At 35.4% G+C, this 22,427-nt stretch carries 22 protein-coding genes and 3 tRNA genes; 13 read left to right on the forward strand and 12 right to left on the reverse strand.

Annotated elements, in window-relative coordinates:
• The first annotated feature begins 343 nt into the window (after positions 1-343).
• The 5 genes from BLR30_RS16880 to BLR30_RS16900 all read left to right on the forward strand — a co-directional run bounded on the left by BLR30_RS16880 (position 344) and on the right by BLR30_RS16900 (position 3,783).
• Positions 344-556, forward strand: a complete 213-nt coding sequence (locus tag BLR30_RS16880) for a hypothetical protein (protein ID WP_089861433.1) — start codon at positions 344-346, stop codon at positions 554-556.
• Positions 557-728: 172 nt separating this feature from the next.
• On the forward strand, positions 729-1,283 hold the full coding sequence (locus BLR30_RS16885; RefSeq protein ID WP_089861435.1) for a phosphoribosyltransferase: 555 nt from the start codon (positions 729-731) through the stop codon (positions 1,281-1,283).
• Positions 1,284-1,409: 126 nt separating this feature from the next.
• Entirely contained in the window at positions 1,410-1,988 is a 579-nt protein-coding gene (locus BLR30_RS16890; protein ID WP_089861437.1) for an adenylate kinase, read from the forward strand.
• Between the two features lie 80 nt (positions 1,989-2,068).
• On the forward strand, positions 2,069-3,052 hold the full coding sequence (gene obgE / locus BLR30_RS16895; protein ID WP_089861439.1) for a GTPase ObgE: 984 nt from the start codon (positions 2,069-2,071) through the stop codon (positions 3,050-3,052).
• Between the two features lie 89 nt (positions 3,053-3,141).
• Complete coding sequence (locus BLR30_RS16900; protein ID WP_089861441.1) at positions 3,142-3,783, forward strand: porin family protein; 642 nt, start codon at positions 3,142-3,144, stop codon at positions 3,781-3,783.
• 84 nt (positions 3,784-3,867) lie between these two features.
• Here the strand turns inward: BLR30_RS16900 and BLR30_RS16905 are convergent, their stop codons facing one another.
• On the reverse strand, positions 3,868-4,599 hold the full coding sequence (locus tag BLR30_RS16905; protein ID WP_089861471.1) for a class I SAM-dependent methyltransferase: 732 nt from the start codon (positions 4,597-4,599) through the stop codon (positions 3,868-3,870).
• 198 nt (positions 4,600-4,797) lie between these two features.
• On the opposite strand from BLR30_RS16905, the gene BLR30_RS16910 reads away from it, so the two are divergent.
• Together BLR30_RS16910 and BLR30_RS16915 are read left to right on the forward strand one after the other, a co-directional pair.
• On the forward strand, positions 4,798-5,226 hold the full coding sequence (locus BLR30_RS16910; protein ID WP_228400796.1) for a DUF6438 domain-containing protein: 429 nt from the start codon (positions 4,798-4,800) through the stop codon (positions 5,224-5,226).
• 87 nt (positions 5,227-5,313) lie between these two features.
• Complete coding sequence (locus tag BLR30_RS16915; protein ID WP_089861444.1) at positions 5,314-6,615, forward strand: DEAD/DEAH box helicase; 1,302 nt, start codon at positions 5,314-5,316, stop codon at positions 6,613-6,615.
• A 55-nt stretch (positions 6,616-6,670) separates the two neighbouring features.
• Here the strand turns inward: BLR30_RS16915 and BLR30_RS16920 are convergent, their stop codons facing one another.
• From BLR30_RS16920 to BLR30_RS16950, 7 genes are all read right to left on the reverse strand, one after another.
• On the reverse strand, positions 6,671-7,435 hold the full coding sequence (locus BLR30_RS16920; protein ID WP_089861446.1) for a TatD family hydrolase: 765 nt from the start codon (positions 7,433-7,435) through the stop codon (positions 6,671-6,673).
• 4 nt (positions 7,436-7,439) lie between these two features.
• Positions 7,440-7,952, reverse strand: coding sequence for a DUF4269 domain-containing protein (locus tag BLR30_RS16925; RefSeq protein ID WP_089861448.1), 513 nt, complete (start codon positions 7,950-7,952; stop codon positions 7,440-7,442).
• On the reverse strand, positions 7,945-8,904 hold the full coding sequence (locus BLR30_RS16930; protein WP_089861450.1) for a GSCFA domain-containing protein: 960 nt from the start codon (positions 8,902-8,904) through the stop codon (positions 7,945-7,947). The genes BLR30_RS16925 and BLR30_RS16930 overlap by 8 nt, the downstream gene beginning before the upstream one ends.
• Positions 8,905-8,977: 73 nt before the next feature.
• Complete coding sequence (locus BLR30_RS16935; protein WP_089861452.1) at positions 8,978-9,949, reverse strand: polyprenyl synthetase family protein; 972 nt, start codon at positions 9,947-9,949, stop codon at positions 8,978-8,980.
• A 198-nt stretch (positions 9,950-10,147) separates the two neighbouring features.
• Positions 10,148-11,290, reverse strand: a complete 1,143-nt coding sequence (locus BLR30_RS16940) for an inorganic phosphate transporter (protein ID WP_089861454.1) — start codon at positions 11,288-11,290, stop codon at positions 10,148-10,150.
• A 20-nt stretch (positions 11,291-11,310) separates the two neighbouring features.
• Positions 11,311-11,949 (reverse strand): DUF47 domain-containing protein, encoded by a 639-nt coding sequence (locus BLR30_RS16945; RefSeq protein ID WP_089861456.1) that lies wholly within the window; start codon positions 11,947-11,949, stop codon positions 11,311-11,313.
• A 151-nt stretch (positions 11,950-12,100) separates the two neighbouring features.
• The gene (locus BLR30_RS16950; protein WP_089861458.1) at positions 12,101-13,783 is read right to left on the reverse strand and encodes a DEAD/DEAH box helicase; all 1,683 of its coding nucleotides are present in this window, start codon (positions 13,781-13,783) and stop codon (positions 12,101-12,103) included.
• Positions 13,784-14,026: 243 nt separating this feature from the next.
• Here BLR30_RS16950 and BLR30_RS16955 point away from each other — a divergent pair, with 243 nt between their 5' ends.
• The 3 genes from BLR30_RS16955 (at position 14,027) to BLR30_RS16965 (ending at position 17,069) form a co-directional block, all read left to right on the forward strand.
• Complete coding sequence (locus BLR30_RS16955) at positions 14,027-14,692, forward strand: DUF2461 domain-containing protein (protein WP_089861459.1); 666 nt, start codon at positions 14,027-14,029, stop codon at positions 14,690-14,692.
• Between the two features lie 100 nt (positions 14,693-14,792).
• On the forward strand, positions 14,793-15,587 hold the full coding sequence (locus tag BLR30_RS16960; protein WP_089861461.1) for an FkbM family methyltransferase: 795 nt from the start codon (positions 14,793-14,795) through the stop codon (positions 15,585-15,587).
• 3 nt (positions 15,588-15,590) lie between these two features.
• Entirely contained in the window at positions 15,591-17,069 is a 1,479-nt protein-coding gene (locus tag BLR30_RS16965; protein WP_089861463.1) for a lipopolysaccharide biosynthesis protein, read from the forward strand.
• Here the strand turns inward: BLR30_RS16965 and BLR30_RS16970 are convergent.
• The 4 genes from BLR30_RS16970 to BLR30_RS16985 form a co-directional block, all read right to left on the reverse strand.
• Positions 17,062-18,126 carry a hypothetical protein gene (locus tag BLR30_RS16970; protein ID WP_089861465.1) on the reverse strand — a complete coding sequence of 355 codons (1,065 nt, stop codon included), beginning with the start codon at positions 18,124-18,126 and terminating at the stop codon, positions 17,062-17,064. The two genes, BLR30_RS16965 and BLR30_RS16970, sit on opposite strands and share 8 nt — an antisense overlap.
• 10 nt (positions 18,127-18,136) lie before the next feature.
• Complete coding sequence (locus tag BLR30_RS16975) at positions 18,137-18,991, reverse strand: glycosyltransferase family 2 protein (protein ID WP_089861467.1); 855 nt, start codon at positions 18,989-18,991, stop codon at positions 18,137-18,139.
• A gap of 79 nt (positions 18,992-19,070) precedes the next feature.
• Positions 19,071-20,471 carry an aspartate ammonia-lyase gene (gene aspA / locus BLR30_RS16980; protein WP_089861474.1) on the reverse strand — a complete coding sequence of 467 codons (1,401 nt, stop codon included), beginning with the start codon at positions 20,469-20,471 and terminating at the stop codon, positions 19,071-19,073.
• Positions 20,472-20,559: 88 nt separating this feature from the next.
• The gene (locus BLR30_RS16985; RefSeq protein ID WP_089861469.1) at positions 20,560-21,585 is read right to left on the reverse strand and encodes an N-acetylmuramoyl-L-alanine amidase; all 1,026 of its coding nucleotides are present in this window, start codon (positions 21,583-21,585) and stop codon (positions 20,560-20,562) included.
• A gap of 137 nt (positions 21,586-21,722) precedes the next feature.
• Here BLR30_RS16985 and BLR30_RS16990 point away from each other — a divergent pair.
• From BLR30_RS16990 to BLR30_RS17000, 3 genes are all read left to right on the forward strand, one after another.
• Positions 21,723-21,807 (forward strand) — tRNA-Ser (locus tag BLR30_RS16990).
• Positions 21,808-21,826: 19 nt separating this feature from the next.
• Positions 21,827-21,901: transfer RNA gene (locus BLR30_RS16995), tRNA-Pro, on the forward strand.
• A gap of 20 nt (positions 21,902-21,921) precedes the next feature.
• Positions 21,922-21,995: transfer RNA gene (locus BLR30_RS17000), tRNA-Arg, on the forward strand.
• Positions 21,996-22,427 lie beyond the last annotated feature (432 nt).

The raw sequence follows: 22,427 nt of genomic DNA on the forward strand, positions 1-22,427 counted from the left end.
GAAATGGTTGTTATCATGGTGTTTGTTTATTAATTTTTTAAGTTTTCGGATTCAGATATAAACCTCTTGTGCAAAACTAATTCTCACGGGCGACAAATCATGTCGTATTATTTTGGTAGATGCAGTTTTTGCTTGTAAGGTTGGATCATATTCTTTCAATCCGAAGCGAAATTATAAAAAAATAACATACCATCATCATAGATTAAAAAGAATTTATACGGACGAAACAACGTCACAAAAAAAAACTATAATGAATAAAATTTAAAGCTTAATATCAACAGGTTATTTTTATTCTTGCTTATGTGATTTTTAACAAAAATAAATCTCCTGCAAAGCCAATTAAATGAAAATCAGACCAACGAAAAAATTACAAAAATTATCAAAAGATGATCTGAATTTTCCGACAATCCTTCGGGCGTTCTTCGGAAGCTCTTCGGAAAAAGTACCGTTTTTCCGAAGCCGACCCGAAGGTGATCCGAAGAAGACCCGAAGAAAGTACCCCGGAAACCCGTCAAATCCCGTCAAAATGCGTCAAATAAAGTCACAGTTTTCATAAGTGCCTGAAAATGCAAAATACCGTTCTATCTTCGTTTTGTTAAAATGTAAAGAAATAGCAAGGATATATAATGGTATTACGCATGATTCATTAATACTGAAACACCATCGACTTCAACTCATAAAAAAACTTTCATCAAAAATCCTTAACTTTGCGGTCTACTAAAAATTTTATGGAAAGTATTCAAGTTCACGACAAAACTTTTGTTCCTTATCTGGAGGATGCCGAAATTCAGGAGATTGTAAAAGCTACGGCTTTAAAAATTTATGAAGACTACAAGGACGAAGTTCCTGTTTTCATCGGAGTTCTAAATGGGGTGATCATGTTCTTCTCCGATCTTTTGAAGCATTATCCCGGCCCATGTGAGATTGCTTTTATCCAGATGAGTTCTTATGTAGGAACAGAATCGACAGGCATCGTTTACCAGAAAATGGAACTGACGAAAGATGTAAAAGACCGCCATATTATCCTTGTAGAAGACATTGTAGATACGGGAAATACAGTGGAAAGTCTTTTTAAATATTTCAAGGAAACACAACGTCCGAAATCGGTAAAACTGGCTTCATTCCTTCTGAAACCCGAAGTGTATAAAAAAGATTTCAAGCTGGATTACATCGGAAAGGAAATCCCCAACAAATTTGTCTTAGGATACGGACTGGATTACGATGAACTGGGAAGAAACCTACCGAATCTGTATCAATTAGCAGAAGGACAAATCAACCATTAAATTGCTATTAGCTTCTAGCTTTTGGCTATTAGCTTTTAAAATTATATCTAAATAAAAAGTAATTATTAATTTAAAAATGCTAAGAGCAAGAAGCCAACCGCCAATTGCCAACAGCGAAACCACATTATGATAAACATTGTTCTGTTCGGCCCTCCGGGAAGTGGAAAAGGTACGCAAGCGCAAAACTTAATCGAGAAATTCAATCTGAAGCAAATCTCAACGGGTGACCTTTTCAGATTCAACATGAAAAATGACACAGAATTAGGAAAACTTGCAAAATCTTACATCGACAAAGGAGAACTTGTTCCGGATCAGGTAACGACAGATATGCTGGTAGAAGAGCTCAGAAAACCTACCGATGCTGCAGGATTTATTTTCGACGGCTACCCTAGAACTGCTGTTCAGACAGAAGCGCTGGAAAAAATCGTGAAAGAAGAACTGAATGATGAGATCGATATCTGCCTTTCATTGGTTGTTGAAGATAAGATTTTAGTTGAAAGACTTTTGAAAAGAGGAGAAATCAGTGGAAGATCAGACGACAGCAATGTAGAGATCATCGAAAACAGAATAAAAGAATACTACGCAAAAACAGCAGAAGTAGCCGAGCTTTATAAGCAGCAAGGCAAATATGTAGAGATCAACGGTGTCGGAGACATCAATGAAATCTCTGAAAAACTTTTCGCTGAAGTAGAAAAAGTAAAATAGTTAAAAGTTATGAGTGGTGAGTGGTGAGTTTTTAAAATTCATACTCATAATTCATAACTCATAACTCATAATTATAAGAAATGTCAAATTTTGTAGATTACGTAAAGATTCATTGTAAAAGCGGTCATGGAGGTGCAGGTTCTGCCCATCTTCGCCGTGAAAAATATATTCCTAAAGGAGGACCCGACGGCGGCGATGGCGGCCGGGGCGGCCATGTGATTATGAAGGGAAATGCCAACGAATGGACTTTACTTCCTCTTCGCTACACGCGTCATGTGAAAGCAGAACGTGGTGAAAACGGAGGAAAAAACCAGTTAACAGGAGCTTACGGAGCCGATGTTTATATCGAGGTTCCGATCGGAACGATTGCTAAAAATGAAGATGGCGAGATCATCGGCGAAATCATGGAAGACGGCCAGGAGATCATCCTGATGGAAGGCGGAAAGGGAGGACTCGGAAACGAGCATTTCAAATCTTCTACCAACCAGACACCACGTTATGCACAGCCGGGAATGGATGGCCAGGAAGGCTTTGTGATTTTTGAGCTTAAAATTCTTGCAGATGTAGGCCTTGTCGGTTTTCCAAATGCAGGAAAGTCTACTCTTTTAGCATCTGTTTCTGCAGCTAAACCTAAAATTGCCGATTATGCCTTTACGACATTAACGCCGAATTTGGGGATTGTTGATTACAGAAATTACAAATCTTTTGTAATGGCGGATATTCCGGGGATTATCGAAGGAGCAGCAGAAGGTAAAGGATTGGGACACCGTTTTTTACGACATATCGAAAGGAATTCTATCCTGTTATTTTTAATTCCTGCTGATTCTGAAGATCATTTTCAGGAGTTTAAAATATTGGAAAACGAACTGAAGGAATATAATCCTGAGTTAATGGATAAAGATTTCATCATCTCCATCTCAAAATCTGATCTTTTGGATGATGAATTGAAAAAGGAAATCGCCGCAGAATTTCCGGAAAATAAGCAACCGTTATTTTTCTCTGGTGTTACCGGAGAAGGTCTTACGGAACTGAAAGATTCAATCTGGAAGCAGTTACACGGATAATTTAAATAATTTTTCCAACAACATACAAGTACACCTGAGTGTGTACTTTTTTTATGATAACAATAAATTAAAACCATAAAATTCAAAACATGAAAAAAAACTTTGCATTCGCTTTGTTATTGTCATTATCGGCATTTGCAAATGCTCAGGAAAATGCAAATTCCAAATCAGATTCAAAAATTAGTTTTGGAATAAAGGCTGGATATTCATTATCCAATATGAAATTTTTCGATGAAAAATTTGATTCAAAGTCATATTTCTATGCGGGAATTGTTGCTGAACAGCCTGTTTCTCCCAAGTTTAGTGTACAAGCAGAAGCACTTTATACACAGATTGGCGGAAAACAAACATTTCCTTATATTATGATTAATGATCCTGATATGCCGGCAGTGAATAATATCGAATTTAATTATCAACTGAATCAAATTCAGGTTCCTGTTTCAGCGAAGTATTACTTTATCCCGGATCTTTCAATTTCTGCCGGAATGAATATCGCATTCAATATTTCTGAAAAGGTAAAGACTAAAGAAGTTGTCAACGGAAGCACATCACACAATTATGAAGGTGTCAAAACTGTTAATCTATTCCCTTTCCTCGGGGCTGAATATAAAATTAACGACAAGTTTTTTGTAGATGCCAGATATAATTTCAACTTCTTTAAAATCAACAAAGGAGATTTTACGACCAAGATAGGCTTTCTACAGGCTGGCGTGGGATACAGATTTAAATAAATAAATAAATAAATCATTAAAAATAAAAGGAGAGACGTTGCTGTTTCTCCTTTTTTCATTGTATTCGGTTTAAATAAATTACTTCTACTTTGTGCAAACCAATATTTTTTCCTGACCCGACAATCCGTAATACCGGTCATCTGCAAAGTTTCTAACTTCCACTTTAAAGCCAGCGTCTTCCAGTCTTTTCTTTAAACCTTCCACAGAGTAAATCCTCACATGATTATCCTGTCCGAAATACTTTAGCCTGCCCTCGGGAGTTATAATGCTGTAATCCTCATAAATATCACCTTCTTTGAACGGAGTCTGCACCAGCAAAGTTCCGCTTGGTTTCAGTACTCTGTACAGATCTTTCATCGCATCGGTATCTTCAATCACGTGTTCCAGAATATGATAACATGTGATGAGGTCGAATTTATTGTCTTCGGCTTCAATATTTCTGATATCAAAGTGATAGTCTGCAATAAAATCATCTTCGTAATCTGATGAGAAATATTGAATCTCTTTTTTATTCTTTAATTTTTTATATAAAATTCTGAAGGGAGAAAAATCCAGAAAGGAAATCCCAGGTTTCAAAAATTCTGTTTCCAAAAGGTGATAAAGCCTTCTCGCCCGGGGCAGACTGCCACAAATCGGGCATATCTTTTCTCCATTGGGCAATTCTGCAAAGCCTTTTAACTTTGTCCCGCAAACATTGCATTCATTATTACTTCCTTTATAAAGAGGAATCAATAGTTTTCTGAAGTTTTCTTCATTATTAATCAGTACCTGCTGGGGAATTACAGCTTTAGCAATGGATTTAAAAAAATTATACATGAATAAAGGCATGAAATTACAAGCGTCAAAATAACAAAAATTTATCCGAAAAGCCCTTTTATACATTAAATTTCTCTGCAATATTTTCTTAAATTTCCGTTTGGAACGGTTCTTGAAAGACCAGAACAAATTTAAACTATGAAATATCTGCTCAGCCTTTGTGCTTTTATATTTTTATTTTCATGCAATTCTCAGAAAATGAGTTCTAAATATGCCAAAATAGAGTATGAAGCAACGCCATGCTTCGGATTCTGTCCCGTTTTTAAAATGACCATCAATCCCGACAGAACTGCTGTTTTTGAAGCGGAACATTTTAATTTTAGTGACAGACCTTCAAAAGACGAATTTTCTAAGCCGCGCGAGGGAACTTTTAAAGGAACCATTAAAGAACAAGATTACAATAAATTAATCACCTTGCTCGATGGGCTGGACGTAAAAAATCTTAATGACAATTATGGTGAAAAAAACATCACCGATCTTCCTACTTCCCATTTGAGAATAGAATTCGCAGACGGAACGACAAAACATATTGAAGATTACGGCAAACGCGGAAGTGAAAAACTATCACAACTCTACAAGTTTTTTGAAGATCTGAGAAAGAATCAGCAATGGACTAAAGTGAAGTAACTTACTTAAAAATATTTAAACTACCTTTGCAAAATATAATTCCTTCACAAAGAGGGAATTTTTGTTGTAATTATTAAAACAATTCATTTGAATTTTACAGATTTAAACTTAATAGAGCCTATTGCAAAAGCAATTCAGGAGCAAGGATATATCAATCCTACCCCCATTCAGGAAAAATCTATCCCTGAGATTACGAAAGGAAGAGACTTTCTGGGGTGCGCGCAAACAGGCACAGGAAAAACGGCAGCATTTGCCATTCCTATTTTACAGAATCTTTCTAAGAAAAAGCCCTCTAATCATATTAAAGCTTTAATTTTAACGCCTACCAGAGAGCTGGCAATCCAGATTGAAGAAAATATCAAAGCATACGGAAAATATTTACCCTTAAAACATCTCGTTATTTTCGGAGGTGTAAAGCAGGGAAACCAGGAAAATGCTTTGAAAAAAGGGGTTGACATTCTTGTGGCTACACCGGGGAGATTACTCGATTTTATTGCTCAGGGAATTATCAGCTTAAAAAACCTTGAAATCTTCGTGCTCGACGAAGCAGACAGAATGCTTGACATGGGTTTTGTGCATGATGTAAAAAGAGTCATCAAACTATTACCTCAGAAAAGACAGACTTTATTTTTCTCTGCTACGATGCCTGCAGAAATTCAGAAACTTGCCGATTCTATTTTAAATAATCCTGTAAAAGTAGAAGTGACTCCTGTTTCTTCTACTGCAGATACAATAAAACAGTCGGTCTATTTCGTAGAAAAAGAAAATAAGCTGAATCTTTTAACGCATATTTTAAAGAATGACATTTCGGATTCTGTGCTGGTTTTTTCGAGAACGAAACACGGAGCCGACAAGATTGCCAGAAAACTTCAGAAAGATCATATTACGACGGAAGCCATCCACGGAAACAAATCGCAGAATGCACGTCAGAATGCTTTAAATAATTTCAAATCCGGGAAAACACGAGTGTTGGTAGCGACGGATATTGCAGCAAGAGGAATTGATATTGATGAGCTTAAATATGTTATTAATTTTGAACTTTCCGACGTTTCAGAAACGTATGTTCACCGAATCGGAAGAACGGGAAGAGCCGGTGCTGAAGGAACTTCTATTTCTTTTGTAGACGGACTGGATTTATTAAACCTTAAAAATACCGAAAAGCTAATAGGAAAAAAAATCCCTGTTATAAAAGACCATCCTTTCCACACGGATGATCTTGTTGCCCAGAAAAGGGATTCTAATAACAAACCCTTTACTTCGGGAGCCGGTAAACCCAATCCTCCGAGATCAAACCCTCCGAGATCGAAAAACAGGAATAAGCCTGAGTCTTCGGCTGCGCCGGTTGGATTTAAAAAGCCAAAGAATAAAAACTTCACGAGAAAAAAATAATAAAAAAGTCTTCCGCTATGGAAGACTTTTACTTTATCATAGAGTATAAATTTCATTAATTTTTAAAAATTCTCTTTGCATTTTCTGTTGTAATTCTGTCGATTTCCGAAAAATCTTTTCCGTATATATCCACGAGTTTTCCGGCAACCAGATCAAGATAGGCGCTTTCATTTCGTTTTCCTCTGTACGGAACGGGTGCGAGATAGGGAGAATCTGTTTCCAGCACAATTTTATCTAAAGGAATTTCATTCAGGAATTGATCGATCTTACCATTTTTAAAGGTCACTACTCCACCGATTCCAAGGATGAAATTAAGATCTATAGCGTGTTTTGCCTGTTCGAGATTCCCTGAAAAGCAGTGAAAAATTCCTCTCAGTTTCGGATGCTTCTTTCTTTCCAGCACCTCAAATGTTTCATCAAAACTTTCACGCGTATGAATAACAATCGGAAGATCTTTTTCAATGGCCCAGTCGATCTGCTGTTCAAAGGCTTTTACTTGGATATCAAGTGTTGTTTTATCCCAATACAAATCGATTCCGATCTCTCCGATGGCCGGAAAGTTTCTTTCGTCAAGATATTTTTTGGCAATCGCAAGCTCATCCTCCCATGTTTCAGGTTTCACATAACAGGGATGCAGCCCCATCATTGAGAAAATATGTTCCGGATACTGAGCTTCTAGCTGAAGCATTTTCTCGTGAGATTCCGAATCAATTGCAGGAAGATAAAATTCGGAAACTCCTTTATTCATCGCTCTTCGGATGGTTTCATTTCTGTCATCATCAAATTCTTCTGCATATAAATGCGTATGTGTATCAATCATTTTCTTAAAATTTCAATAGATCTTCATAAGGATTTTCAAGCTTAAGCAGCATCCCAAAGGCTGGTTCTGTTTTGATTCCTTTTTTCTTTAATTCTATTATTTTTTGTTTAAAATCTTCTTCTTTTTCCTGTAATATTTTATATTCAGCCATCATGTGACGATAAGCATTTTGCTCAATTGTAGGTATATTCTGTCCGAAAATTTCAATGGGAAATTCATCTAATTTAAAATTAAAAACAATTGAATCTTCCCCTTTTATAGATATTCTTTCAGTCTTTATCTCGGTTTCAGGGAAAAAATTACTTAATAATTTCTCAAACTCATCTTCATCTTTAACTTCACAGATGATATCCAAATCGCTTTCTTCTATATCAATTTCAATAGGAATCGTTCCTGCTAAAATTGGTGAATAGCTCTTCAGTCTATCAAAAACCTGATATTTAGTTAGAACTTCATAAGCCTTTTTCTGCTTTTCATTTCCAGATTTTAGATAATCAATCTTGGTAAAATCAATCATTTTGAAAGATTTTATGTTTCACTTTTTGTCGCTGAGTTTCAATTTTTTGATTTAATTTTTCTTTGAACTCGATATATTTAGGATCTTTTTCATCGTCTGTTTTGTGCTCCAAAGCTTTATTAATTTTAAAATTATCTTTAATAAATGCCTTGGTTTCATCAGAAAAATAGGCATTCCCAAATTTTTCAAAAATATAATTAACCGATTGGTTATTAGGGTGAATCATATCTTCTTTATAAAAGCGATAGTCTCTGAGATCATCCATCAGAATTTCATATATGGGAAGATAATGACAGTTTTCAAATTGTAGGATTACTTCATGAACTGCCGTAATCAGTTTTGATTTACTCAATTGATTTTCAATCATTCCATCCTTCGTATGACGCACCGGAGAAACAGTGAAGAGAATTTGTACATCGTCTTTGCAGATATCGTTCAGATTAATTACTGTATTGTAGATTGAATCAGTTATTTCCTGATGACTCAATAATTTTTTCTCAAAGAATTTCTGCGGAATTTTGTGACAGTTGGCTACCAGTTTTTGTTTAGGAAGAAATTCATAAATAAAAGAAGTTCCGTAGGTAATGATTACCCAATCCGTTCCCTGAAGAAAAGAATTTCCTTCTTCGATTTTAGTATTAATTTTATTTAATGTCTGGTGGATATACCGTGTATCAAAACTTGTATGATGATCCAACGAGATAAATTCGTCTTCAAAGGTGATTAATTCCTCTTCACGATAAAATTCGGCATCATGGAGTCTTTTCACAGAATTACTGATGGAGAACGGATTAAAAATAGTTCCAAACGGATTATTCAGCGACTGAAGCTGCCCCTGCTGAAAAAGATCGGTCATTTCGGAAGCAAAACAGGATCCGATCGAAAATATTTTATCTTCAAGCTCTATCTTCTTCTGCGATTCTTTAATGTCAACTTCTGTCCTGAATTTCATTGTATAGGTGATAGGTTGAAGGTTTAGGTTGCAAGCAAAACTGCTACCTGCAACCTAAGATCTTCAATCTCTTTTAACTTTCTCTTCTTAATAGATAATTTGCAAGTTCCGCAAACGGTTTTTTCTTTTCTTCCGGGATATCGATTTTCTGAAGGTAGCTCTGCCCGATTTCATTATGTTTTTCAATTAATCGTAAGGCTTTCTCATCTACCTTGGTTCTTCTGAATATCTTTTCTACCCCGTAGACTTTATCAATATTGTCAGTTTTTTTAGAATACCAGTAATCCAGTTCTTTCCTTTCCTCTTCGGTTGCATACTCTCTCGCCATAAGATAAAGAACCGTTTTTTTATTTTCGTAAATATCACCCGCGTGTTTTTTACCAAACTGAGCCTGATCTCCGAATACATCAAGATAATCATCCATAATCTGGAATGCAATTCCGATATGTTTTCCAAAATTAAAAATAGCTTTTGCATCCTTAAAGTTTGCTTTTGCAATCAATGCACCGATCTCAAATGATGAAGCACTCAGAACTCCAGTCTTATAGGTAATCATTCTGATATAATCATCAAAGGTTACGTCTTCTTGGGTCTCAAAATTGATATCATATTGTTGTCCTTCACATAAAAGCAGTCCCGTGTGAGTAAATATCCTGATACATGCTTTGAAAATTTCAGGTTCAAGATCTTCAAAGAATTTATAAGCTTTCAACATTAATCCGTCTCCGGATAAAATACCTACATTAATTCCGTGTAAGGTGTGGATGGTTGGTTTATTTCTTCTTAGTGGAGCTTCATCCATGATATCGTCATGAATAAGCGTGAAATTATGGAAAAATTCAATTGCCAAAGCAGGTTTTATAGCCTCTTTCAGATTACCTCCGAACAGGTCACAGGCCATAAGAACCATAATCGGGCGAAGACGCTTTCCGCCGTGTGAAATAATGTAATTCATCGGTTCATATAATTCCTCAGGCTTATCTTTGAAAGTATATCTGGCAATAGCATCCGCAACAATCTGCTGGTATTTGTCTAAAAATTCCATAAATTCTAATAGTTTAAGCAAAAATACAATTTTTCAGGGCTTTTTAAAGTAAAAATCCTCACTGTTTTATTAATAATATTAAGAGTCTGTATTCAATTTAACTAATTAAAAAAGCTAAATATTAATTCAAATAATAAAAAAACTTTGCCCGAATGAGCAAAGTTGATTTATACTATTTAAAAAATTAATCCTGAAATTTTAAGATAAAAATGTTACGACAAGATACGTAATCCCTGCCACAATCGCTGAAATAGGAATAGTAAGAACCCAAGCCCAAAGAAGGCTTACCGTGATTCCCCATCTTACCGCAGAAACTCTTTTTGTTAGCCCTACCCCAATGATCGAACCGGTAATCGTGTGGGTCGTTGAAACCGGAATCCCGAAGTGATCGGTGATGAATAAAGTAATCGCTCCAGCAGTTTCAGCACTTACTCCTTCTAAAGAAGTAACTTTTGTGATTTTGGTTCCCATCGTTTTGATGATCTTCCAGCCACCGCTCATTGTACCCAATGCAATTGCAACAAACGAAACCAAAGGCACCCAAAGATAATGTTCCGAGAAAAATTTGAAACGATCGGCACTTGGTATATTTAAATATACAGGATCACGAAGCATTTCAACATGATAATAAATTAAAGCTGCACCAATGATTCCCATTACTTTTTGAGCGTCATTAAGACCATGTCCCAAACTGAAAAGTGCTGAAGATCCCAATTGTAATCTCTTGAATGACTTATCTGCTTTGTGAGGATTTGATCTTTTATAAAGGTGAACAATAATCAAAGTGATAATGATAGAAATTATCATTCCGATGATCGGTGCCATGAAAATGAATAAGAAAATCGGAATTACCTTATTAAATTTCACTACACTCTGATGCGTTACCTGAGTGAAAGCCTCTTTACAGGTTTCCCAAAATCCAAGGGCAGGTTGTGCGGCTGCTACATCATGATAATCCATCATGAAAGCATGCATCAGAGCTGCTCCTAAAAATCCTCCGATCAGCGTATGTGATGATGATGAAGGAATCCCAAACCACCACGTTAAAAGATTCCAAGCAATTGCTGCAATAAGACCTGAGAATATTACTTCCAGTGTAATAAAATTTTCGTTTACAGTCTTGGCAATTGTATTACCAATCTTAAAATCCTGAAAAATATAGGCAGCGAGAAAAAATGCTGCAAAATTCCAGAGTGCTGCCCAAAGTACAGCCTGGAAAGGGGTTAAAACTTTTGTAGAAACAATAGTCGCAATTGAATTGGCTGCATCGTGAAAACCATTGATGTAATCAAATACTAAAGCCAAAGCAATAATAACTATAAGTAAAATCGGAAATTCCATTGTTTAATTATAATTATTAATTAAGCGTATTTAATCATGATGTTCTCGATCGTATTAGCAACATCTTCTGCTTTGTCGGTTACAACTTCAAGATAATTAAGTACAGATGAAACTTTAATGATATTAATCGCATCGTTTGTTTCGAATAATTCTACCATTGAATTGGAAAGCAGATCGTCTGCAATATTTTCAATAGAATTTACTTTAATGCAAGCTTCTTTTACCTGTTCCATATTCTTGAATCCGTTCAGGTTTTTCATTGCCGTCTGAATTTCAAGACATGCTTTATGAATCAGTAATGAGAAGTCTGAATAAGCCTTCATTTCAGGAGATTTATACAAGAAAATATACTTCGTGGAAGCATAAATGTAATCAGCAATATCGTCTAATCCCGTTGCTAGTGTATGGATATCTTCTCTGTCGAAAGGAGTAATGAAGTTTTTTCCCAGTTCTACAAAAATCTCGTGCGTCAATTCGTCATTTTTATGCTCGAAGTCGCTCATTTTCTTCAGCATGGAATCGTCATTAAGATCAAAGTCTTTGATTCCTGTGTTGAATTCCTCAGACATTGCAACTAGGTTTTCAGTTACTTTTTCGAAAAGTACAAAGAAGATTTTATCTTTTGGTTGAAAAGCGTGGAAAATATTACCAATTCCCATTTTTAAGTATTTATAATTCGTGTGCAAATTTCTTAAAAAAGCACCTTACCTGAAACAATACTAGATTAAGTTTTGTTAACATTGTATTATAAACTGATTATCAATTAAAAAAACCGGCGCTATGGCCGGTTTTCAGTATATTTTGAAGGGTTTAGTTTGCTACTTCAGCTCTCATTTCCTTTCCTTTGAATTTCATCGATCCGATGTTACTCAATACATTGTCTTTAAAAGATTTTTCCACTTCAAAGAATGAGAATTTTTCAAGGATTTCAATATCACCGATTTCTGCTCTTTTTTTGCTTTTTCCGGCAGTAGCTTTATTGATGATATCTAAAACATCAAGCTTCTTCAATTGATCTTTTTTACCAAGATTAAAGAAGAATCTTACCATATCTTCATTCCTTTTTCTTGGTTTCCCGCTGCGCTCTCTTCTGTCCCCTCTTTCGCTTCGGTCACGATCTCTTCCTCTGTCGCGGTCTCTTCTAGAACCTCTGTCGTCATCTCTGCTGCTCAGTTTCTGCTCCATAAGATCGTGTCTGTCTTTGTAATACAACGCAAGATCTTTTAATTGGAACTGAAGTAGTTTATGGGCAAGCTCCTCCTTTGTAAATGCTGATAAATCAGGAATCAGAGAATCGTCAAATTCAAAGAAATCTTCGTGGATTTCGAAAAGGCTTTCGAAAACACCTCCAACCTGAGCCTTGATAATATCTTCTCCGGTAGGAATTTTACCTTCATGCATTTCGATTTTAGTCACTGATTTTATCTGCTTCAGCTTTCTGCTTTCTTCAGGTTTAATCAGGGCAATAGAAATACCGTCTTTTCCTGCTCTTCCTGTTCTTCCGCTTCGGTGAACGAATACTTCAGGATCATCCGGCAAAGAGTAATGGATAACGTGTGTCAGTGAATTTACATCAAGCCCTCTTGCTGCAACGTCTGTCGCAACCAGAATATCAATATTCTTCAGTCTGAACTTTTTCATTACCGTATCTCTCTGTGCCTGAGAAAGATCTCCATGAAGAGCATCTGCTGCATATCCATTTTGCATTAAGAAATCAGCTACTTCCTGAGTCTCCATTCTCGTTCTGCAGAAAATAATGGAATACTGATTCGGGTTAGAATCAATAAGACGCTTTAAAGCTTCTTTTTTCTGACGATAACCGATTACATAATATTCATGTTTGATGTTCTTTTTAACCTCGTTAATAGAACCCACTGAAATTCTGTGCGGCTTTGTTAAATAATTCTTAGAAATTCTTTCTACTTCTTTGCTCATTGTGGCAGAGAAAAGAAAAGTCTGCTTGGTTTCAGGCGTTTCGCTGAGAATAGTTTCCAGTTCGTCCTTGAAACCCATAGAAAGCATTTCATCAGCTTCATCCAAAACCAACCAGTGGATAGCGGAGAAATCTAATGCTTTTCTGTTGATAAGGTCGATTACTCTACCCGGAGTTCCAACAATAATCTGCGGTTTATCCTTAAGAGATCTGATTTGATCCATAATACTGCTTCCACCATAAACGGCTGTCGTTTTGATGTCTTTCATGTATTTGGAGTAGTTTTTAATGTCTTTCGTAATCTGAAGACATAATTCCCGTGTCGGACAAAGCACCAAAAGTTGGATTTTGCGACTCGTATCGTCAATCATATCCAAAATCGGAAGCGAAAATGCTGCTGTTTTGCCTGTCCCTGTCTGCGCAAGTGCGATCAAGTCGCGAATATCTGAAAGAATGAAAGGGATAGTCTGTTTTTGGATTTCTGTCGGGCTTTCGTAACCCAGTTCGCCAATTGCCTTAAGAATATCAGGACTTAAATTGGTTTCCGTAAATAAATTCATTAAATATTTTAAAATTTTTGCAAAGATACGATTATTATTTGAATTACATTTTAACTATTATTACAGAAACAATAATTTAATATTTAAAACATATAATGCTTTTATAATTTCCGCAGAAAAAACACATTATTTTTAATTTTAATTTAATAACACATTCTTCGTGGGAACTACCCCCGTTACCGCAATAAATATTTTTTTTTGAATTGATCGATTTTAATTAAATTTGATTGAAAATAAAAAAATATGTCAGCAGCAATTTCTCCGAAAGTTTTTGATTTCTTAAAAAAACTGACCAAAAATAACAACCGGGAATGGTTTACGGAAAATAAAAATCTTTATACAGAGGCTCAGGAAAACATCGTATTGTTTCTGGAAGACCTCATTAAAGAAATGTCAGAATTCAATCCTGAGCTTGAAAAAATTGATGCCAAAAAATCCTTATTCAGGATTTACCGGGATACCCGATTCTCAAAAGATAAAACGCCTTACAAAACCAACTTCGGTGCTTCACTTGGAATGGGAAAGGGAAGCCAGAAAGGAGGATATTATCTTCACCTGGAACCGGGAAAATCTTTTATTGCCGGAGGAATTTATATGCCGGAATCTTCTGTCTTAAAAACGTTGAGAAAAGAAATTTCACTCTATGGACAGGATTTTATTAAAATTTTAAACGATAAAGAGTTTAAAAAGTATTTTTCAGAACTGGATCAGGACGATAAGCTTAAAAAAGTTCCACAAGGATTTGAAAAGGAAGACCCGATGGCTGAATACCTGAAACTGAAGAGTTTTATTGTTGTTTACAATCTTTCAGACAAGGAAATTCAAGACAAAAATGCTGCGAAAAAACTGGCTGAAATTTTCAAAATTATGAAACCTTTGAATGATTTTCTTAACGCACCTTTTTTGTAGTTCTAAATTTTAACAATTGAAAATCAAACACTTACAAACTTAATATTTTAACATTAATTTAACATTTTTACGTATCTTTGCTATTGTCAAAAGCTAAAGAATGTCTCTATACCAAAGAATTGCTGAAAATCTACAATATATCAGTCCTGGTTTTTATAAGAAAAGATTTTTTAAAAGTTTAAATAATCTCAACAAAGACAATTTCTCCGTGAGAAATGTAGAGCCGGAACTGGTTTGGATCAAAGAATTCTTACCCAAAAACGCCGTAATTCTAGACATCGGTGCCAATGTAGGCACATTTTTGTATCAACTGGAAAAAAAACTTAATCACGAGCATATTTACGCTTTTGAACCCAACAAGAAATTGTACAGAAGGCTGAAAAGACTTTTCCCGACCATGAGGGTTTTTCCATTAGCACTTTCTGATGAGAATACAACGGCAGAGTTTAAAGTTCCCGTTATCAACGGAAAAACGATTGCTTCCCGAGGAACGCTCAATACAACGTATAAAGAAAAAGGTGAAGAGAAAAGCTATACCGAAAAGGTAAAAGTAATACGTCTCGATGACTGGGCTGCCATAGAAAACTTCATCAAAATTGATTTCATCAAAATAGATGTTGAAGGCAATGAAATGAAAACATTGCAGGGTGCCAGAGAAGTGATCTGTAAGTTCATGCCTGTTTTAATGGTGGAAATGGAACAAAGACATCATGAAACACCGATCTTGCAGGAAATTTCTGAAATAGAATCCTGGGGCTACGACGCTAAATACTTAAACAGAAATAATTTTATTCTCGAAAATCTGACGGAAGAAATCTTACTCAAAAACATAAGCGACGAAAAAAACAAAAAAGAATACATTAATAATATTATTTTCATCCCTAAAAGCCAATAAAAAATGAGTGTAGTTGCAAGACAAGGGTTTAAGTATTCTATCATTGGCTATGTAGGTTTTCTGCTGGGTACCGTTTCAGCGATTTTTATTTTCCCGAATGATTTTGTGTTTTACGGAACACTCAGATATAGTATGCAAACCGCAGAGATGCTAGTTCCTTTTGTTGTTTTCGGTATTTCTTATGCCAATGTAAAATTTTTCCATAGCGTACAGAAAGACGGTAAAAATCAGAATATGCTTTCTTTGTCACTGATAACAATTTTAATCAACTTCCTGATTTTCTGTGGCATATTTTTTATACTACCCCATTTTTATCCTAAATTTCTAAATACAAAAGCCTGGAATTTAAAAGAACTTGTTCTTCCGCTTATTTTGGTTTTATCATTCTGCGCCATATTCAATAAATATGTATCAAATTTTAAAAGAATTGTTGTATCAAATATATTCGACAATCTTTTTCCTAAAATAGCCAATCTTGGCGCTTTCTGTCTTTTTTTTTATTTTGCATTTTCACAGCGGATCGCTCTGGCATTTTTCTTCGGAATCTTTGCGCTGATGCTTTTCGGGTACATTTATTACACCAATAAACTGGAAAAGATTCATTTTGATTTCAGTACAGATTATTTTAAGAAAGATAATTTATGGAAAGACTTTGCCAACTATAGCTTCTTTGGCTTTTTAGGAACTTTCGGAAATTACCTGGCTATCAACAGCTTTATGATCGGAGAATATATGGGAATGGAAGAAAACGGAATTTATTCTACGTTGTATGCCTTAATTTCTTTAATTTCTATTCCGCAGCTGGGCTTATTTAATATTTCCGCGCCGATCATCAGCAAAAATCTTGCGGATGGCGACATGGAAGGACTGGATAAATTTCATAAAAAAACATCATTAACGTTATATTTTTTAGGTGCAGTTCTATTTTCCTGTATCATGGTCGGATTTCCTTACCTGACTTATTTTATGCCTAAAAACGGAGTTTTACTGAGAGAATACGAACCTGTAGTATGGATTTGGGGCTCTGCAGTTTTAATTGATCTAGCCACTGGTTTTAACGGTAATATTATTTCCCTTTCAAAGTATTATAAATTCAATATTCTGGTTATGCTTCTGCTTGCCGGATTAACCATAAGTTTGAATTTCTACTTTCTGAAAAATACAGATTTAAAGCTCATCGGCATTGCTTTGTCCACAGCCATTTCACTGACTACCTATAACGTTGTGAAAATTGTTTTTAATTATATTGTATTTAAAGTTTCGCCACTCACCATTGAGATGATTTTTGTCTCGATTATCTGTACCCTGGCGATTACTGTAGCGATTATTTTACCGAATTTCAGTAATAATTTCATTAATCTTGTGTACAAACCGGCTGTTGTTTTGTTACTTATTTTTATTGGTAATTATTTCACCAACGTCTTTCCGATTGAAGATTATCTGAACAAAAATTTTATTAAAAGTATTTTTAAATTTAAATAGAAATCAGATCGCCGAGAACTTTCTGTAGCTTTTGCTGAACTGTCTTTTTATTGTAATCTTTCTGAAAATCAAAGTTGAAACTTTTAAGCTCTTCAAATTGTTTGATGACATCAGACTGTTCAGCTACAATAAAGTCTAAATGAGAATGATAATTTTCCGGAAAAATGGCAGGCTTTCCAAATTTTATAGCATCGCCTAAATTTCCGGTCATTTTTGTTTTTCCATATATTTCTTTCTGACTGAAAAAGGCTGTTTCCTGCTGGATGGGACACCATAAAACATCAGCTTTTCGCATCCATTTTTCAAAATCTGCCTGTGAGACTCTTTCAGAAAAATACATAATATTAACATATTTTGAAGACCTTTTAAGGTAAACAAGCTCTTTTAATTCGTGGTCTTTTGCCTTTCCTAAAAAAACGAACTCTATCAGCTTTTTCTGAATGTCAGTATTATATGAATTTTCAAGACTCTTTATTACTGAAAATACTTTTTTATAATCTCTTCTTTGCTGGGAAACTCCTCCCGGAATAACGATCGTCAAAACATTATTATCCGGTTTTTCTGTATATTTTGTATAAAAAAGAGGTAAAAATTTGAAACGTTCAGAGATCAGTTCATCATCCAGAACCAGAAGATTTTTCGCTTTCTGATAGGCTTTTGATGAATAAAATAAACCTTCTTTCCACCAGAGTTTCAACCGGTAAATTAAATCTGCTTTAAAAATACTTTTAAACAGACGTAAGAGAGGAATATTAACGAAATTTTTATTATGAACAATAACTGCAGTATTATATTTTTCAGCAATGGCACAGAATGTATTAAAATAGCGATGAACAGTCCCGATAATGATAAGATCATAATTTTTAGACTTTAACTGATCTGAAATCATTGAACTGTCTGAAATAAAAATCGATTCCCCATTATCTGCAATCTGATCTTTAATTCTTTCCGAAAAATAGTAATCTACTGAAAACGAATCTGCTCCGTTCATGATTTCCATGAAAGATTGTGCAATTTCTGCATGTGTATCAATTTCTATGTAGGCTATTTTTTTCAATTCTAATTTTTTACATTTTAAGCCATTTCTTTTTCAGCATTTCCCAACGTTGCCTGTTAATGGCTTTTTGTTCTTTCTCCGATATTTTCAATTCCAGTTTTGCGGAGCGGCAATTTTCATATGATCTGATTATTGTAAAGAAAAAAGAAAAAGATCTGCTTTTTGCCGCTTCTTTGAATGATGCAATATAAGCCAGAAATCTGTTTAAGCCTAAAAAATAAAAATATTTACCATAATATTCCGCTGGTTTTATGGTATAATCCGCTCCTTTTACCTTGATTAGCTTAACATGAAGCTCAGGTAGAACAACCTCTTTCCATCCCAGATTTTGAAGCAAAATCGCATCAATATTATCCCATCCCAATGTCTCCCTCACTCCGTTCATCTGCAGGTAACTTTCTTTACGATAAGCCTTTAATGGTCCTCTCACATGATGTTTATTAGAATTTCCTTCATATACCCAGCTTCCGTTTTTTTCAATATATAGAAGTCCGCCAACCAAACCATAATCAGGATTACTCAGAAACGATTCTTCTATTTTTTCAAGGTAATTTTCAGGGAAAATGACATCAGAATCAAACTTGCAGATAATGTCAAATTCATTTAAATCCTGTGTTTCCAAACCTTTTTTAAATGCATTTATGACTTTTGATCCGGGCTGGTGCAACGATTTCTGCAGATTGACAGTTGTAAACCGGAAATCCTCTTCAGTATATTTTCTGATTACTTCAGCTGTTTTATCCGTAGAGCCGTCATTTACAATTACTGTTTTAAAGTCCTTACAGCTCTGTTGTTGTAAAGAATCCAGTGTAAAAGGAAGATTATTTTCTTCGTTATGCGCAGGAATTATGATTAAAAACCTCACTTTAAATGATAAATGGTGAATAATAAGTGATAGATGATTTACAACATACGGTAATTTCAATCATCACTTATCGTTTATTTTACTTGTTATGCGGTTTCAGCATATTTCTGGGATCCAAGATTTCATCAAGCTTTTCCTGCGATAAAATACCCTTCTCCAATACCAGATTATATACACTTTTTCCGGTTTCCAATGCTTCTTTTGCAATTTGAGTCGAATGTTTATACCCGATATACGGATTAAGCGCCGTTACAATTCCTATGCTGTGCTTCACCATATTTAAGCAAACTTCACGATTAGCGGTAATTCCAACTACACATCTTTCACGAAGTGTATCCAACGCATTGCAAAGAAAGTGAATGTTTTCCATAATCGCATGGGAAAGTACCGGCTCCATGACATTCAACTGTAACTGTCCTGCTTCTGCGGCAAAAGTCACCGTAAGATCATTCCCGAAAACTTTAAAGCAAACCTGATTAACGACTTCCGGAATAACAGGATTTACTTTACCGGGCATAATCGATGATCCGGGCTGCATCGGCGGTAGATTAATCTCAGAAAGTCCGGCTCTTGGTCCGGAAGAAAGAAGTCTCAGATCATTACAAATTTTTGATAATTTTACCGCAAGACGCTTCATGGAAGAAGAATAAATCACGTAAGAACCTGTATCTGGCGTTGCCTCCACCAGATCCGGTGCAGAAACTACCGGAAATCCCGTAATCTGAGCCAGATTCTTCGCACAAAGCGCAGCATATCCGACAGGAGCATTCAGTCCTGTTCCGATGGCCGTTGCGCCCATATTTACTTCTACGAAAAGGCTTGCATTGTTATTTAATTTGGAAATATCTTCTTCCAATGTTGCGGCAAATGCTTCAAACTCCCGTCCCAAAGTCATCGGAACGGCATCCTGAAGCTGTGTGCGACCCATTTTGATTACATCCTGAAATTCTTTTCCTTTCTCCCTGAAAGCTTCAACGATTTTTTCCAGTTTTTCAACCAGTATAATATTCATCTGTAGCAATCCCATTTTTATTGCAGTAGGATACGCATCATTGGTAGATTGCGAAAGATTGATATGGTCGTTGGGTGAACAAAATTCGTACTGTCCTTTATTTTTTCCTAATTTTTCTAACACTCTATTGGCAATCACTTCATTAGCATTCATATTGATTGAAGTTCCCGCCCCTCCTTGAATCATATCTACAGGAAACTGCTCGTGAAGTTCGCCATTGATGATTTCATTGCAAACCTCAGCGATATTGAAGTACATATTCTCATCAAGAAGTCCCAGTTCATAATTTGTTTTTGCTGCTGCTTTTTTTACAAAGGCCAACCCTCTGATAAACTGAGGATATGAAGATAAAAGCTGCCCCGAAATTTTGAAATTATTGATTGCTCTTTGCGTCTGTACACCATAATAAGCATTTACGGGAACATTAAGCTCACCAAGTAAATCACTTTCTTTTCTGAAATTTTCCATAATTCCTAAATTAATATAACAATCTATCAATGTAACAGTATAATATAATTTAGACATTTTTACATTGATAAACTTACATTATTACATTTTATTTTAAAGAATATTTTAATACCAAAGCCTGTAAAACAGCGTAGGTTTCAGCATCCATTATTCCGTCGTAATTCTCCGGACGGAAATGATATTGAAAGGCTTCAATGGTTTTCTTGGTGGCATCATCCCATTTTCCACTAAGATCCAGTCCATAACCAAATTTCTGCAATTGGGTCTGAACATTAAAAATAAATGCAGGATCGTTGTATTTAGACTGAAAATCTGTAGATGTCGCAAGATCATAAAATCCCTGTTTCTGAGCTTCATCATACCACATTCCGATCTGATATTCATCATATAATTTTTTCCATGGAAATAAAGGTCCCGGATCCTGCTTTCTCGTAGGGGCAATATCGGAATGCGCCAGAATATTCGTTGCCGGAATCTGATATCTGCTGACAATATCTTTTACCAAAGATGCTACCTTTTTTATCTGTGCATCATCAAAAGGAGCAAATATTTTTTTCCCGGAAGCATCTGTAATGTAACCTGTGTTAACAATTTCTATCCCAATAGATGTATCGTTGAGGTTTTTATCTGCTCTCCAGGCACTTACTCCGGCGTGATAAGCGCGTTTATTTTCGTCTACCAACTGATAAATTTGGTTATCGCCTGTGTTATTTACCAGATAGTGTGAGCTTACAGCCTGCTGAGTAAGAACGGTAATCGATTTATCATCCGGAAGCGCAGTATAATGCAGGATAAGATATCTCTGTCTGAAATTTTGGGCAATAGCCGGAAAATAAGTTTTAACTACTTTATATCCAGCCGGTTTTGCCGAAACAATAGATCCGTAACTTGCAGTATTATCATTATTTGCAGGATTGGCAATATTGGTCGTAAAAAACTCTACTCCGTGCTCAGTAGTAACTTTGGGTTTAGGTTTCTCCGAAGTTGTTTTCACTGCCGTTTTTGGCTGTACTGAAGGGGTTTTGGGGATATACTGTTTCTTTTTTGCATTTTGCTGTGAAGTACAGGAAAAAACCGCCATACTTAATCCGATGATATATAATGTTTTACGCATTTGTTATTTTTTTACTTAGTTTATCAGCTCAAAAATACGCAAATTTTTCTTGAAAAATATTTGGTAAATAAAGAAATCTATTCTATATTTGCACTCGCAATAAAGCAGTAACGATCATTAACAAACGAAGATAAACAGGAGGGTTGCCGGAGTGGTTAACGGAGCAGTTTGCTAAACTGTCGACGCGAAAGTGTCGCAAGGGTTCGAATCCCTTACCCTCCGCTTTTCTATATATCTTTTTCGGGGCGTAGCGTAGTCCGGTCATCGCGCCTGGTTTGGGACCAGGAGGTCGCAGGTTCGAATCCTGCCGCCCCGACTTTATTCAAAAAAACTTTAGGGTGCGTAGCTCAGCTGGATAGAGCATCTGCCTTCTAAGCAGACGGTCAAAGGTTCGAATCCTTTCGCGCTCACTTAATGACACCATTAGGACAATTTAGGCCAAATGGTGTCATTTTATTTATAAACACTTGTCATTCATTCTATTTAGAGTATTTTCCACCCTTTTACCTTATTTTCTAAAGCAAAAATTTTTTCTTAAAAAACCAATATTTTATCTTTTTTAGACGATTTTTCGATTAAAGCTCCATATTATTGCTACGAACCTAACAGGATTCGAACCTTTTCGAGAAAAATAAACAACTGAAAATCAACTAAATAACCTGAGTTCGGGATAATAATTGAGATAAACTTTGTAAAAAATAGCAATAATTCGTATATTTAAGTTTCTGACATTCAAATATTTAAACAATTTATTGCTATGAATTTAAAAGACCAAATTACAAATATTTTTGTACAAATTGATGATTTCTGTAAAGAGTTTGATGTTCAAATTAAAAAATTAA

It is taken from the genome of Chryseobacterium taeanense (assembly GCF_900099685.1).
In the GTDB taxonomy this organism is placed as follows: Bacteria; Bacteroidota; Bacteroidia; order Flavobacteriales; family Weeksellaceae; genus Chryseobacterium; species Chryseobacterium taeanense.

Coding starts and splice junctions, on each gene's coding strand:
- BLR30_RS16925 (WP_089861448.1), bottom strand. CDS start 7,952: ATGATTGATTTTACCAAGATTGATTATCTAAAATCTGGAAATGAAAAG.
- BLR30_RS16920 (WP_089861446.1), bottom strand. CDS start 7,435: ATGATTGATACACATACGCATTTATATGCAGAAGAATTTGATGATGAC.
- BLR30_RS16950 (WP_089861458.1), bottom strand. CDS start 13,783: ATGAATTTATTTACGGAAACCAATTTAAGTCCTGATATTCTTAAGGCA.
- BLR30_RS16945 (WP_089861456.1), bottom strand. CDS start 11,949: ATGGGAATTGGTAATATTTTCCACGCTTTTCAACCAAAAGATAAAATC.
- BLR30_RS16935 (WP_089861452.1), bottom strand. CDS start 9,949: ATGGAATTTTTAGACAAATACCAGCAGATTGTTGCGGATGCTATTGCC.
- BLR30_RS16930 (WP_089861450.1), bottom strand. CDS start 8,904: ATGAAATTCAGGACAGAAGTTGACATTAAAGAATCGCAGAAGAAGATA.
- aspA (WP_089861474.1), bottom strand. CDS start 20,471: ATGGAAAATTTCAGAAAAGAAAGTGATTTACTTGGTGAGCTTAATGTT.
- BLR30_RS16940 (WP_089861454.1), bottom strand. CDS start 11,290: ATGGAATTTCCGATTTTACTTATAGTTATTATTGCTTTGGCTTTAGTA.
- BLR30_RS16965 (WP_089861463.1), top strand. CDS start 15,591: ATGAGTGTAGTTGCAAGACAAGGGTTTAAGTATTCTATCATTGGCTAT.
- obgE (WP_089861439.1), top strand. CDS start 2,069: ATGTCAAATTTTGTAGATTACGTAAAGATTCATTGTAAAAGCGGTCAT.
- BLR30_RS16890 (WP_089861437.1), top strand. CDS start 1,410: ATGATAAACATTGTTCTGTTCGGCCCTCCGGGAAGTGGAAAAGGTACG.
- BLR30_RS16960 (WP_089861461.1), top strand. CDS start 14,793: ATGTCTCTATACCAAAGAATTGCTGAAAATCTACAATATATCAGTCCT.
- BLR30_RS16900 (WP_089861441.1), top strand. CDS start 3,142: ATGAAAAAAAACTTTGCATTCGCTTTGTTATTGTCATTATCGGCATTT.
- BLR30_RS16905 (WP_089861471.1), bottom strand. CDS start 4,599: ATGTATAATTTTTTTAAATCCATTGCTAAAGCTGTAATTCCCCAGCAG.
- BLR30_RS16880 (WP_089861433.1), top strand. CDS start 344: ATGAAAATCAGACCAACGAAAAAATTACAAAAATTATCAAAAGATGAT.
- BLR30_RS16985 (WP_089861469.1), bottom strand. CDS start 21,585: ATGCGTAAAACATTATATATCATCGGATTAAGTATGGCGGTTTTTTCC.
- BLR30_RS16955 (WP_089861459.1), top strand. CDS start 14,027: ATGTCAGCAGCAATTTCTCCGAAAGTTTTTGATTTCTTAAAAAAACTG.
- BLR30_RS16885 (WP_089861435.1), top strand. CDS start 729: ATGGAAAGTATTCAAGTTCACGACAAAACTTTTGTTCCTTATCTGGAG.
- BLR30_RS16910 (WP_228400796.1), top strand. CDS start 4,798: ATGAGTTCTAAATATGCCAAAATAGAGTATGAAGCAACGCCATGCTTC.